Below are 13440 nucleotides of genomic sequence, written 5' to 3' on the forward strand. Positions count from 1 at the left end.
CCCCGCCCGGGCGGTGGCGTATCGACGACGCCGCCCCCCCCTCAATCGCGCCGCCCACGCAGCTGGGTTCGGCTGCGGGCGCGCCTCTTCGTGCACATGCGGCTGGGCTGATGCGAGAAGGCGGGTTCCTCTCGCCTGCCCTGACGAGGTGCAGGTCCCTCACCTGCTGGGAGCGAGACTACTTTGCCGGCTCGGCTGCAGGAGGCTCCACGAGGATGTCGGCATATTCCGGGTGCTTCTGGAACCAGCGGATGGCGTAGGAGCAGGTCGCACGGGCCTTCTTACCCGCGAAGCGCACGTGACGGACGGCCTGGCCCATGAGGCGGCCTGCCATGCCACTGCCGCGCTCGCTGGGCGCGACGTAGGTGTGGTTGAAGTTCAGGATGCCGTCCTCGTCCTCGGGAAACGAGACCTCACCTAGCACGTCGCCGTAGTCTCCCACGAAGCTGAGCTTGTCGTCATCGGTCTGCATGTTCATGCCAGACTCCCTTCTGCTGGTGGCCTGCGCCGCTACCCACACCGCATGGAGCGGAGGGGCGGGCGGTTCGAGTTATGTAAAGCTATGTACCCAATGGCGCGACATGGGAGCCGTTGGGATTCGGCGAGCGTGCACGCTGGGCGAGCGCCTCTGCGAACGCCACTCTCATTCGTGTGCCGCTGAGCACGCCCCTCTCACCCGCACGCCGCTGAGCACGCCCCTCTCACCCGCACGCCGCTGCGCACGCCCCTCTCACCCGCACGCCGATGCGCACGCCCTTCTCACCCGCACGCCACTGCGCACATCTAGCGATGCACACGCCTATCTCCTACGCGAAAGCGTCCAATGCGTCTATCTCCTGTACGAAAACGTCCGACGCGTCTGGCTCCCGCGCGAAAGCGTCCAACGCGTCTAGAGACAAAAACTGACCTGGGGTTTGCTGTCGATTAGACGCGTTGGACGTTCTCGACGATTCGGTGGACGCGTTTGGCGCTATCGATGACGCGGCAGACGCATTGGGCGTTGTCAGTAGATGCCGCAGCCGTCGCGCACGCCGTTGCGCACAATTGGCTCGGCGAACACGCTGTTGCGCACGCGACAGGCAGCGAGCACGCTGTTGCGCACATGCACGGCTCCCAGCATCTGGACAAATGCAATCACACGTGTGCGTTCGCGCGTGTTGGATGACACTAGCGTGCGTTCGCGCGTGTTGGATGACACCAGCGTGCGTTCGCGCGTGTTGGGCGCCGACGGCACGCGTTCGCTCGCGCTGGGGCCGTCGCCCCGCCACTTGCGCATTCGGCGGAATCGGGTCGAAGGCGCCGCCACGACACCGCGGCGGGCAGATAATGGCACCCGTCATATGCAGACAACGCCAGCAGCAAGGACCATCGCATGCCCTCCAGCGTCCCACGAAAGCCTATCAGCCCCAGCTCGCGGAGCATGGACCTCGTCCGCCGACACTGCCAGGACATCCTCGACTCCGAGGGCATGCGCATCGAGCGGCGCTGCATCCAGCACGGCACCACCACCGTCTTCGCCCACTCGCTCTCCGTCACCCGGCAGTGCGTGCGCCTCGCGCGCAGCTGGCGAATCCCCGTGGACGAGCGCGCCCTCCTGCGCGGCGCCCTCCTCCACGACTACTTCCTCTATGACTGGCACGATCCCGACCCCAGCCACAGGCTCCACGGCTTCAGGCACCCTGGCTTTGCCTGCGCCAACGCCATCCGCGACTTTGGCATCGGCCCCATCGAGCAGAACATGGTCCGCAGGCACATGTTTCCCCTCACACCCATGCCGCCCAGCTGCCGCGAGGCAGCGCTTCTCTGCCTTGCAGACAAGATGGTCGCCACGTCCGAGACCCTCGACGGCTTCTGGCTGCGCCTGCGCGCGGGCCTCGGCGCCTCCGTCCGCGACGACGCCTAGGAGGCACGCCTTGCCACATGCCATCCATCAGCTCATGGTTGCCTGGACCTACTTCTTCTTCTACTGCGTCGGAGGTTGGGTGGTGGAGAGCACCTACTGCTCCGTCGCAGAGCGCCACTTCATCAACCGTGGCTTCCTCAATGGACCCTACCTGCCCATCTACGGCTGCGGCGGCATCGCCTCCGCCCTGCTGCTCTCGCGGATTGGCAGTCCGCTCAGAGTGTTTCTCACGGGCGGCGCGCTCAGCTGCCTCCTCGAGTACGTCACCTCGTACGTGATGGAGAGGATGTACCACGCACGCTGGTGGGACTACTCCGACAAACCTCTCAACCTGCAGGGACGCATCTGGGCGGGGGGCTTCCTGCAGTTTGGCTGCTGCTGCCTGCTGGTCACCTACGTCTCGCAGCCGCCCCTCGCGGTAGCCGTCGCCTCGCTCAGTGGCACGCAGCTCGCAGCGCTCTCGTGCTTGAGCGCGACGCTCATGCTCTCTGACCTCGTGGTGACCCACGTGGGCATCACCGGCCTGCGCGCGAAGATGGACTCCCTCAAGCAGGAGACCGCCGCGCGCCTGGATTCCGTGCGAGAGCTGCTCCCCTCCCGCCCCGAGCTCGCCCGCGTGAAGGACTGGAGCCAGGTCATGGAGGCCTCGCTCAGACGTCGTCTCGCCGGGGCGCGCGACAGGCTGCGCGAGGCAACGCCGGAGCTTCGCGGCATGCCCAACCTGCCACAGGTACCCTCACTCGACGAGCTCGCCTCGAGTTTCTCGTCTCGCCTGACCGACCAGGAGCTTCGACTCCTCAGGGCCTTCCCGTCGCTCAGGCCCAGCGACTACCGGCGCGTCTTCGACGAGTACTACCAGAAGGTGCAGGGCATGGCACGAGCGACCGCCGAACGCGTCCACGACGCCGTGGAGGAGCGCCGGGGAGAGTAGCCCCCGCACTCGGCTACGGCCGGCAGCCAGCGCGGCGACCGCTGACCGGCATAGGCCTAGCCGTCGACGACGCGCGCGGGACCCTTTCCCCTAGAGCCTCAGGTCGCGGAAGCGGAAGCGGCTCCTGCCCTCGGCGTAGTCCGCGACCACCTGACCGGAGCCACGCAGCCGATACTTGTAGGTGACCAGACCGTCCAGACCCACCGGGCCGCGCGCGTGCAGCTTCCCGGTCGAGATGCCTACCTCGGCACCGAAGCCATAGCGGAAGCCGTCGGCAAAGCGGGTCGAGGCGTTCTGGTACACGCCGGCCGAATCCACCAACTGCATGAAGCGCTCTGCCACGGCATCGTCCTCGGTCACGATGGCGTCGGTGTGGTGGGAGCCGTGTCGGTTGATATGGTCGATCGCCTCGTCCACGCCGCCCACCAGCTTGGCGGATATGACGAGCGAGAGGTACTCGCGGTCCCAGTCCGCGTCCGTCGCAGGCACGCAGCCCACGATGGCCCGGACCTCGTCTGTGCCCCTGAGCTCGACCCCGGCGGCACGATAGGCGTCGGCGAGCAGGGGGAGGAAGTCTCCCGCGACGTCGCGGTGCACGAGCAGGGTCTCGGCCGCGTTGCAAGCGGCAGCATACTGGACCTTGGCATCAACGCAGATGCGCACGGCCTTCCGGAGGTCCGCCGCGGCGTCCACGTAGACGTGGCAGATGCCGTCAGCGTGACCCATCACGGGAATCCTCGTGTTGTCCATTATGTGGCGGACGAAAGCGTTCGAGCCGCGGGGGATGAGCAGGTCGACGTCGCGGTCGCAGGCCAAAAGCTCGTCGACCTGGCTGTGCGCCTCGACCTGGAAGAGGCAGCCCCCGGGCAGCCCGGCCTCCAGCGCGGCGCCGTGGATGAGGGCGAAGAGGGCGCGATTGGTGCGTGCGGTCTCGGACCCGCCCTTGAGGATGGCGCAGTTGCCGCTCTTTATGCACAGGGCGGATATCTGCACGAGCACGTCCGGGCGCGCCTCGAAGATCACGCCGATGACGCCGATGGGGCAGGTGACGCGCTCGAGCAGCAGACCCTCGTCCAGCTCCCGGCGCAGCGTCGTGCGACCGACGGGATCCGGGAGGCCTACGAGGTCGTCGATGCCGGCGCAGACGTCGTCGAGCTTGTGCCGGTCGAAGCGCAGGCGCTTGACAACCGCAGGAGAGACCCCCGTCCCCTCGGCCGCGCGCACGTCCTCCTCGTTCGCGGCGAAGACGCCGTCGGCGTTGGCGACGAGCGCCTCCCTGATGCCCGCGAGGGCGGCGTTCCTCAGCTCGACGGACGTCGCCGCCATCTCCGGGCTCTGGAGCTTCATGCGCGCGGCGACCTCCGCGATGCCGGTCCCGACTGCCGCACCGTTCGTGCTGACCATGTCGCCCATCCCGGTCGCGCCGCCCGTCCCCGCCACGTCGACCCTGCCGATGCCGTCAGACATGCTTCCTCCCCCGCCGTCCGTGTTCGGACCAGTATACGGGCCTGCCAGCCCACCCGGACGGCAGGCGGCGCAGACGGAAACGCTTTGGTATATTCGCTCCAAGAGCCGTCTACGCTCCAGGAGCCGTCCGAGCCCGTCGCCATCGTCACCCACCCCACACGTCGTCGAGGAGGTCCCATGAAGGCGAGAAGGTCCCTTGCAATCGTCGTGGTCGCAGCGTGCGCGATCGTCGTCGCCGCCATCGCCGCCCCGCTCGCGTGGAAAGCCGCTCACACTCCCAGCGACGACGAAAGGCAGATCGCTCCCCGTCGCGCCGACGAGGCCGGCGTGACGCTCGTCGCCGCGGACACGCTGCCGGTCCAAGGCAACGCCGCCTGGTGCGCCCCGCTCCAGCTGTGCTGGGACGAGCTTCTCGCCTACCACAACGACGGGAATCCTCTCAAGCCGACCGCCGGACCGAACGAGCTGGTGGACGCCCTGAACGGGAGCCCCTTCGAGGCGGGCATGGTCTCGGACGACCACTATTACAGCTACGCCGGCCCCATGACCAAAGACGCCCGCAGCACCATGGAGGAGGCCATCGACCAGCGTTTCGGCCAGCGAAGCGACCTCCTCGACCTGCTGGACTGGGAGAGCGCGGAGCCAGACACCACGCTGTTCTACGCCATGCTCTATCGCCGGTTCTCGTTCGAGCGCCCGTTCGCGCTCCTACCCTACGACGGCACCTTCGGCCCCAGCCACACGGAGGGAGCCAGGTACTTCGGGACAGCAGAGACCGACGGGGCAGAGCGGAGCGACCTTCTCGCCCAGGTCACACCCCTCTACTACGACGACTACGCGCACTGCGCCTGCAGGGTCTCGACCAAGGAGGGCGACGAGCTCGTCCTGGTGAAGTCGCCCGAGGGCCAGAGCTTCTCGGACATGTGGGACAACGCGACGTCGAGAACCGAGTCGGCGGGGGCGCAGAGGGCGCTCGGGGACGACGACGAGTTCGAGTGTCCCCTACTGAGCACCGACGTGTTCAAGGAGTACGACGAGCTCGAGGGCCTGGAGTTCGCGCTTCCCAACGGAGGTGGTCTCCGCATCGCCCAGGCGGTGCAGACCCTCAAGTTCGACCTGGACAACGAGGGTGGCAGGGTCAAGAGCGAGGCAGCCATCACCGCCGTTACATCAGCTGCGCCTCCACTCGACATCAGCCAGCCGCGCCACTTCGTGTTCGACGACAGGTTCGCGCTCTTCCTGGTGGACGGGAACGCCCCCGAGGGCTCGCGCCCCTACCTCGCGGTGCTCGTGGACGACGTCCGCGCGTTCCAAGGTCAGGACGCCTAGCGACGAGTGACGGACGCCCGGCGGTGACCGCATGGGACGAGGCGGACGAGAGGACCAGACGGTGCGGGCGTACCCGGGCGTCGCCCCTCGCGTGCCCCATAGCACTTCGGTGCAGCCCAATCATCATCCGAACGTAATCTATGCCTAAGGGTCGGTTAATCTTGGCCTGTCACCATGCAATCATCGGATGGCAGCGGTTGCCACCCACGCGACACCCGCAAGAGGAAGGGACGCATGGTCATGGACGACCTCGAGAAGGTAGAGCTCATTCGCGAGAAGACGGGCGTGGGCTACGCCGATGCCAAGCTGGCGCTCGACGCAAGCGGCGGCAACGTGCTGGATGCCATCGTCTACCTGGAAAACGAAGGCAAGGCGAGGCCCCAGACGGCAAGCTACTCCACCGCCGGCAGCGAGCAGGGTGGCATATCTCCCGAGATGGCGGAGGCCCAGGACGCCTACCGGCAGGCAAGCGAGGGCGGCAGGTTCGAGAGGGGCTTCGAGCGCTTCTGCGACGGCTGCCGCCGCGTGCTGAGGAAGGGCATCGACGTCACCTTCGTGGTGGATCGACACGGGCGGCGCATCCTGGCCGTGCCCGTCCTGGTCCTGGTGATCGCCCTGCTCGCCTGGGCGATCACGCTGCCCGTGCTCGTCGTGGGCCTGTTCCTCGAGTGCCACTACCACTTCGAGGGGGTGGGCAGGGTGACCGTCGACGTCAACGAGGCCATGGACAAGGCGGCCTCGGGCGCGGAGTCCCTCAAGCGCGACGTCATGGGACACGAGAAAAGATAGGATTCGCGGTCGGGCCCGTGCGTTCGGGCCCGACCGCAAGACACGTCCGAACGGAAGCGGTGCATGAGCAGGATTCTTGTGGTCGAGGACGAGGCGAAGATCGCCCGCTTCGTGGAGCTCGAGCTGACACACGAGGGGTACGAGGTGGACAAGGCCGCCGACGGCAGGTCGGGGGTGGACGCCGCCCTCTCGGGTGACTACGACCTCGTCCTCCTCGACCTGCTCCTTCCTCAGCTGAACGGCCTCGAGGTGCTGCGCCGCATCCGCAGGGAGCGTGACGTCCCCGTCATCGTGCTCACCGCGCGAGACTCCGTGATGGACAAGGTCGCGGGGCTCGACGCAGGGGCCGACGACTACGTGACGAAGCCCTTCGCCATCGAGGAGCTGCTCGCTCGCATCCGCGTGGCGCTCAAGCGCCGGGAGGCGACCGCAGGCACCGCCTCGGCGGCCGACGCACCTGTCGCGGCTGCTACCGCAACGACGAGAGACGAGACCGGTCCCGCCGGGGACGACACCGACGGCAGCCCCAGGGATCCCGCGCGCCACGTGCTCAGCTCCAACGGCGTGATCCTGGACGTGGAGAGGCACGAGGTCACCGTCGCGGGCGAGGAGGTCCAGCTCACGAACCGCGAGTTCGAAGTCCTGCGCGCCCTCATGGAGAACGAGGGCATCGTCATGACGCGCGATCGGCTCCTGCAGCTGGCGTGTGGCTACGAGTACGCGGGCGAGACGAACGCCATCGACGTCTACGTGCGTCACATCCGCTCCAAGATCGACGACCGCTTTGGCATGAGGCTCGTGACGACCGTCCGCGGGGTGGGGTATGTCATCCGGGAGGGGTAGCGCCAGGGCGGTCAGGCAGGGCATGCCCTCCACCGCCCGTTCGATCAGCTGGAGCTTCTGGTGGAGAAGGCTGGCCGGGATGATTGCCTTCGACCTGTTCGTCTGCGTGGCGCTCGTGGCAAGCTTCGCAGTGCAGTGCGCCAGCAAGCTCCCCGAGGGGGCCCTGCGGGCCGGCTCCCCCAATGCCATTGCCTCCCTCGAGCTCGCCACGGACGGCGACAGGCCAGAGGCCCTGAGCCTGGACGTGTTGCTCGGCGACGGAACGAGGACGAGCTTCCCCATGGGAGACCTCTTCCGCCTCATGGGACCCGTCGCCGTCGCCGCCGGCTCATGGCAGCTCGTCTCGCTCCTCAGCCTGCCGGAAGACACCAGGCGCGTGCGGCGCAAGCTCCTTCCGCTGAACCAGCTGGCGTTGGACGCCGAGGCGATGGGCAGCGGCGCCGGCGGGATCGAGGCGGACAAGATGGAGAGCCTTGAGCAGGCCATCTCGCGCGCGACGGTCGACTCGCCGCGCGTCACCACCGGCGACCAGGACCTACAACCCATCGAGGTCGCGCTCAACGGACTTCTCAACCAGATGCAGAAGTCCCGGCAGCAGCAGACGAGGTTCGTCTCGGACGCCTCGCACGAGCTGCGCACGCCCATCGCCGTGATCAAGGGCTACGTGGACATGCTCGACAGATGGGGCAAGACGGACGAGGCCGTGCTCGAGGAGTCGATCGAGTCCCTGAAGGCCGAGACGGACCACATGCAGGAGCTCGTCGAGCAGCTGCTCTTCCTGGCCCGCGGGGACTCGGGCCGCAACGCGCTCCAGATGGCCCCCCTCAACTTGGCCGAGGTCACGGCAGGCGTGTGGGAGGAGTCGTGCATGATCGATGACGCCCACCGCTACGCGCTCGAGAACCCCGAGGGGGCGGAGGGAGACCCCCGCTACCAGATGACGGGCGATCTGGCGATGGTCAAGCAGTCGATAAGGGTCATCGTCCAAAACGCGGCGAAGTACTCCCCGACCGGGTCGACCATCACCCTCGGTGCCAGGGCCAGGGACGGCCGCGTCTCGTACCAGGTGCAGGACGAGGGGATGGGCATGGGCGAGAGTGATGTGGCACACGCGTTCGAGAGGTTCTGGCGCGCGGACGAGGCGCGCGGCGGCGAGGTCGGCGGCACCGGGCTGGGACTCTCCATCGCCAAGTGGATCGTGGACGCGCACCAGGGGACGATCGACGTCGTCTCGCGCGAGGGCGTGGGCACGCGCTTCTCCGTGAGCTTTCCCGTCTCTGCGGATGGACGCGCCTGACGGGGGACGCCCCGTGCTTCTCCCCCGTAAAATGTCATGGCCCCACGGCGGCCGCCCGCCGTGGGGTGGCTATTCTCCCCTTTGCACGACTCGCAAGCCCGCAGAAGGAGCAGCGCATGAGGGAACTCGCCGACACCTGCCGCATCGCCGTGGTGCAGATGCAGCCCACGATCTTCGACCGCGACACCTGCGCCTCTCGGATGGTGGAGACGATCGATCACGTCTCGCGCGAGCGCCCCAGCGACCTCATCGTCTTCCCCGAGCTGGCGATTCCCGGTTACCCGCATGGCCTGACCTTCGGCTTCGTCACCGGTGCGCGCAAGCCAGCCGGCCAGCTCGACTGGAAGCGCTACTACGACGGCTCCGTCCTGGTCGACGGACCGGAGGTGGGGGCCATCGCCGAGGCGGCGCGCCGGGCCAGCAGCTGGGTGAGCGTGGGCATATCGGAGCGCGACGCCACGAGCGGCACGCTCTACAACAGCAACGTGGTCATCGACCCCGAAGGAAGGGTCGACGCCGTGCACCGCAAGCTCAAGCCCACGGGCCTCGAGCGCGTGGTGTGGGGAGACGCCCAGGACCACTACTTCCCCACCTCCGACACGCCCTGGGGGCCGATGGGCACCCTCATCTGCTGGGAGAGCTACATGCCCCTGGCGCGCGTCGCGCTGTACCAGAGGGGCGTGACCATCTACCTCGCCCCCAACACCAACTGCAACTCCGAGTGGCAGGCCACGCTGCGGCACATCGCCCTGGAGGGGCGCTGCTTCGTGGTCAACTGCGCGCCCTACGTCGAGCGAGCGGACTACCCGGCCGACCTGGCGGAGCCGGAGGAGGTCGAGGCGCTGGACGAGGTGGTGTACACGGGCGGGAGCTGCGTGGTCGACCCCTACGGACACTACGCCGCCGGCCCCCTGTGGGACGAGCCGGGCGTCATCTATGCCGAGCTCGACCTGCAGCAGGTGGCGGCGAGCAAGTGGGAGTTCGACCCCGTGGGCCACTATGCCCGGCCCGACGTGCTCGAGCTGCGCGTGAGCGACCGGTAGGACCTCGTTCGGCCGGTTCGCCCCTCCCGCACGTAACGATTCCGTGAGGATGTGAGCACCGGCTCAGCATCCCGACGGGCCACGCCGGGCTTCGGTGCATCATGCCTCTCATGCGAAGCGACGCAGACGACACAGACGTGACCGCACGGACGGACGCGGCCGAAGCCCACCACAGGGGCAGGCAGACCCCCGAGGAGAAGTTCCGGCAGATGACCGAGGAGCCCATCCGGCCCCTGATACTCTCGCTCGCCACGCCCTCGATCCTCTCCAACCTGGTCACCAGCATCTACAACCTGTCCGACACCTTCTTCGTGAGCAGCCTGGGCACCTCCGCGTCGGGTGCCATCGGCATCTCGTTCGTCGCGATGACCGCGATCCAGGCCATAGGCTTCTACTTCGGGCAGGGCACGGGCAATGCCATCTCGCGCCACCTTGGGGCGAGGGAGAGGGACGAGGCCTGCGTGCTTGCCACCACGGGCCTCGCCTGCACGCTGACGCTGGGGCTGGTCGTCGCCGTGCTGGGCAACGTCTTCATCGACCCCATCTGCCTCCTGGCCGGGTCGACCCCCACTATCCTCCCCTACGCGCGGCGCTTCGTGGGCATCATCCTCATGGGCGCGCCGTTCATGTGCAGCTCGCTCATGCTCAACATGCAGCTGCGCTTCGAGGGGGAGGCCTTCTACTCGATGGCGGCCATCATGACGGGCGCCGTGCTCAACATGGCGCTGACGCCGTTCTTGATCTACGTCTGCGGCATGGGAATCGCGGGCAGCGCGACCTCCGCCGTCATCTGCGAGTTCATAAGCTTCTGTCTCCTGGTCTTCCAGATGCAGAGAGCGGGCATCACGCCGCTGGGCCTACGGTGGCTGCGGCGTCCCACGAGGGAGATGGCGCTCAAGATCAACAACGGCGGCGTGCCGTCCTTCGTACGACAGATCATGCTGGGCGTGGCGACGACGCTGCTCAACGACGCCGCGCGGCCGTTTGGCGACGCGGCCATCGCGGGACTGGCCATCGTCCAGCGCATCTGCGGCTTCGGCAACTACGTGCAGATTGGCATCGGACAGGGCTTCCAGCCCCTCGTGGGATACAACTACGGGGCACGGCGCTTCGGGCGCATCCGGGAGGGCTATGCGTTCGCGGTGCGCGCGGCGCTGGTCGCGGTGTTCTCTGTGGGCGTGTTCACCTGCGCCTTCGCGCCGCAGCTGGTTGCCTTCTTCAACGACGACCCCGAGGTGGTGCGCATAGCCACGCTCACCCTGCGCGTCGAGAGCTTCACCATGTCCATCACGGGCATGGCCATGATCACCAACTTCCTGCTCCAGACCACGGGGCGCATGTGGCGCGCCACCATCCTGGGTGCCTGCAGGCTGGGCCTGGTGCTCGGCCCGGTCGTGACCGTGCTGCCGCACTTCATGGGGCTCCTGGGCGTGCAGCTGGCCCAGCCCCTGACCGACGTGATCACGGGCCTGGTGGCGCTGCCCATGGCGGCGAGCATCCTCGGCGAGCTTGGGCGCGAGGAGCGGGCGGCCTAACGAGCGCGACTCGATTCAGCTGCGGATCGATCCGCGGCTGCAGTGTGGCCTAGCTGCGCTTTGACTTGGACCGGCTGGCCTTGCCAGACTTGAGCCGGCGGGCCTCGTCCCTCTCCGCGTCGACCTCCGCCTGCACCTCGGCGAGCGCGGCGGCAAGGCGGTCGGCCTCCTCCTGGGCTGCAGCCACGGCCTCCTTGGCGGAGGCGAGACGGGCCGTGGAGTCAGCCTGGGCCTGGACGGCGCGCTCGACGGCAGCCTCGGCCTCGCCCGCGATCCAGCGCGCGGAGCCCAGGCGCTCGGCGGCCGCGTCTGCGGCCGACTGCGCCGCACCCGCCGCCTTCGTGGCCTCCGCCAACAGCAGGGCGATGCGGTCCCTCTCGGCCCAGGCATCGGCGGCGACGGCACTGAGCTCCTCGTCCTCCTGGACGGCGGCCTCGACGGACTTCGCCTCGTCGCGCGTGCGCTTGCGGGCGGCCCTGAGCTCGGACTTTGCCTGTTTCAGGGTCTCTGCCGCCGTCTCGAGCTCGGTCGCGGCCGACTCGCGCTGGTTCGCGGCATGCTCGGCCTCGGTCTGCGCTGACGCGAGACGGGCGACCAGCTTGCGGTCGATGAGGCCGTTGGGCGCCAGGAGGCAGGGCAGCAACTGGCGTGCCTCCTCCTGCCACCAGAACCAGCTGGGCACGACGTCCCAGCCCCAGTACTCGAAGCTTGCCTCGAGCCCCAGCTCGCAGCAGAGTGCGTCGAGGCCACGCTGGGAGCCCAGGCCGAGCTCGTCGGAGGAGCGACCACAGACGAAGGCAAGCTGCTTGCCAGCAAGGGCCTTCATGCCCTTCGCGTCATTGGCAAGCGTTCGCACGATGTCGACGGGAGAGACGTCAAGCCACGCCTGGTCGGGGTCGGCTCCCGCAAACGCGCGCGCGTCATAGCTGCCCGACATCGCGAGGAGCCCGCCCAGCCTCTTGGGCTGTCGCAGCATGAGTGCCGTGGCGTTGAGCGCGCCGATGCTGGCACCGGCAACGAGCGGCAGCTCCTTGCTGGCGGAGTGCCGTGCCGCATAGGGAAGGAGCTCCTTCTCCACGTAGCCTTGCCATTGCTCAAGGTTGCGCAGGCGGTAGTCGTCCACGGCGCCGCGGGCGAGCCAGGTCTGCGCGTCCATGGACTCGGTGCAGAAGAGCTGCAGCTCTCCAGCCTCGATGCGCTCGCGAAGCGCCTCGACCATACCGCCGTTCTCCCAGCTGGTGCTGCAGCCGTCCTCTGACGGAAAGGCGATGACCGCGCGTCCGGCATCGCCATAGACCGACACGTCGAACGACCTCTGCGCCAGCTTGCTTTGGATGCTGATGTCTGCCTGCTTCATGGGAGACCTCCGGTCTGGCTCGTCGGCGGCGCATCGCCCAGCGATGCCCTGGTATCCAGGCTTAATTGTACGCGCTCGAAGGACGGCCGAAGCGCCAGCGGGCCGCTCGCAGGCCACGCCTGGCGAGGGCGCACCGAAAAAATGCGCATTGGATTACGTTCAGGCGAGGGCATCCTGGGCAAACGCGGCGCGTCTCCACAATTCGACACTACCGTGCGCAGTTTTTTGGCGCACTAGTCCGATTCCCCAGCCAACCAGAGACAGATGCGCGTGACGAGTCCCCTTGGGAGCGGCTCGTCATACTCCAGGCGCAGCGTCCCCTTCGAGCTGCGGCGCGAGCCAAGCTCTTGGGCGAAGTGGTCGAGAGCGGCCGCTCCCGGGTAGATTCCGACATGGCTCGCGTAGCCCGCGAAGTGCAGAAGCAGCTTCCCGTCCAGCCGATAGCTGGGTATCTGCCACGAGATGGTCTCCTCGGCCCCTGGGAGAGCGTCAACGACAGTCGCCCTGAGCTCGTCCAGCAGGAGAGGCGACGCTCCGCAGGCTGGGCCTCTAGGTACTCGTCCGCCGTGCGAGGTCCCGCGACGACGTCAGGGGCCTCGAGGCCGCCCACCTCCGCACCGCCCGACGACGTCGCATCCTTCTCCTTGCGGGACGGACGGTGCTCCATGCCCATGTACACGCCACCGCGCGCAAGCTCGTCCAACATCTGGGCGATACGCCGCTCGCGCGTGGCCGGAAGCTTGGCGCGGTCAATCCAACCCAGGTAGTCGTTTCGTTGGTAGGCGGGGCGCTGGTCGTAGTCCGCCCTCAGCCCGCGAGACTCGAGCAGCTCAAGGACGTCCTGCGGCATGGGGTTCCTCGCGCGCATACCATCCTCCCTTGGTTATTTAAACGAGAGACGCAGCCAAGTTAAACGAGAGACGCAGTCAAAGACGGCACCGGGCCT

12 protein-coding genes and 1 pseudogene are annotated in these 13440 nt (G+C 67.8%); 8 read left to right on the forward strand and 5 right to left on the reverse strand.

Annotation, left to right across the window (positions count from 1 at the left end; translation table 11 throughout):
- Positions 1-178: 178 nt before the first annotated feature.
- Positions 179-478, reverse strand: a complete 300-nt coding sequence (locus Q5923_RS02835; protein ID WP_062531689.1) for a GNAT family N-acetyltransferase — start codon at positions 476-478, stop codon at positions 179-181.
- An 894-nt stretch (positions 479-1372) separates the two neighbouring features.
- On the opposite strand from Q5923_RS02835, the gene Q5923_RS02840 reads away from it, so the two are divergent.
- Positions 1373-1903 (forward strand): HD domain-containing protein, encoded by a 531-nt coding sequence (locus Q5923_RS02840; protein WP_009278510.1) that lies wholly within the window; start codon positions 1373-1375, stop codon positions 1901-1903.
- Between the two features lie 10 nt (positions 1904-1913).
- Complete coding sequence (locus Q5923_RS02845; protein ID WP_303132020.1) at positions 1914-2834, forward strand: putative ABC transporter permease; 921 nt, start codon at positions 1914-1916, stop codon at positions 2832-2834.
- 90 nt (positions 2835-2924) lie between these two features.
- On the opposite strand, the gene Q5923_RS02850 is transcribed toward Q5923_RS02845, so the two are convergent.
- Positions 2925-4301: a glutamate-5-semialdehyde dehydrogenase gene (locus Q5923_RS02850; RefSeq protein WP_303132021.1), complete on the reverse strand. Its 1377-nt coding sequence runs from the start codon at positions 4299-4301 to the stop codon at positions 2925-2927.
- A 177-nt stretch (positions 4302-4478) separates the two neighbouring features.
- Between Q5923_RS02850 and Q5923_RS02855 the strand changes: the two genes are divergently transcribed.
- The 6 genes from Q5923_RS02855 (at position 4479) to Q5923_RS02880 (ending at position 11137) form a co-directional block, all read left to right on the forward strand.
- Complete coding sequence (locus tag Q5923_RS02855; protein ID WP_303132023.1) at positions 4479-5630, forward strand: hypothetical protein; 1152 nt, start codon at positions 4479-4481, stop codon at positions 5628-5630.
- A 234-nt stretch (positions 5631-5864) separates the two neighbouring features.
- A complete protein-coding gene (locus Q5923_RS02860; protein ID WP_303132025.1) occupies positions 5865-6419 on the forward strand; it encodes a DUF4342 domain-containing protein in 555 nt (184 codons plus the stop codon).
- A gap of 63 nt (positions 6420-6482) precedes the next feature.
- Positions 6483-7262 (forward strand): response regulator transcription factor, encoded by a 780-nt coding sequence (locus Q5923_RS02865; protein WP_303132026.1) that lies wholly within the window; start codon positions 6483-6485, stop codon positions 7260-7262.
- The gene (locus Q5923_RS02870; protein ID WP_303132027.1) at positions 7243-8559 is read left to right on the forward strand and encodes a cell wall metabolism sensor histidine kinase WalK; all 1317 of its coding nucleotides are present in this window, start codon (positions 7243-7245) and stop codon (positions 8557-8559) included. The genes Q5923_RS02865 and Q5923_RS02870 overlap by 20 nt, the downstream gene beginning before the upstream one ends.
- A 116-nt stretch (positions 8560-8675) precedes the next feature.
- Positions 8676-9602, forward strand: coding sequence for a carbon-nitrogen hydrolase family protein (locus tag Q5923_RS02875; protein WP_303132029.1), 927 nt, complete (start codon positions 8676-8678; stop codon positions 9600-9602).
- Positions 9603-9703: 101 nt separating this feature from the next.
- Positions 9704-11137, forward strand: coding sequence for an MATE family efflux transporter (locus tag Q5923_RS02880; RefSeq protein WP_303132031.1), 1434 nt, complete (start codon positions 9704-9706; stop codon positions 11135-11137).
- A gap of 49 nt (positions 11138-11186) precedes the next feature.
- Here Q5923_RS02880 and Q5923_RS02885 read toward each other — a convergent pair whose 3' ends face one another.
- The 3 genes and pseudogenes from Q5923_RS02885 to Q5923_RS09545 form a co-directional block, all read right to left on the reverse strand.
- On the reverse strand, positions 11187-12494 hold the full coding sequence (locus Q5923_RS02885; protein WP_303132033.1) for an alpha/beta hydrolase-fold protein: 1308 nt from the start codon (positions 12492-12494) through the stop codon (positions 11187-11189).
- A gap of 233 nt (positions 12495-12727) precedes the next feature.
- Positions 12728-13015, reverse strand: coding sequence for an iron chaperone (locus Q5923_RS09540; protein WP_368501942.1), 288 nt, complete (start codon positions 13013-13015; stop codon positions 12728-12730).
- Positions 13016-13188: 173 nt separating this feature from the next.
- Positions 13189-13362, reverse strand: a pseudogene (locus Q5923_RS09545) (YdeI/OmpD-associated family protein); the annotation flags it as partial.
- Between the last annotated feature and the right edge of the window lie 78 nt (positions 13363-13440).

The sequence above is a fragment of the uncultured Olsenella sp. genome (genome assembly GCF_959602185.1).
Classification (GTDB): domain Bacteria; phylum Actinomycetota; class Coriobacteriia; order Coriobacteriales; family Atopobiaceae; genus Olsenella_I; species Olsenella_I phocaeensis.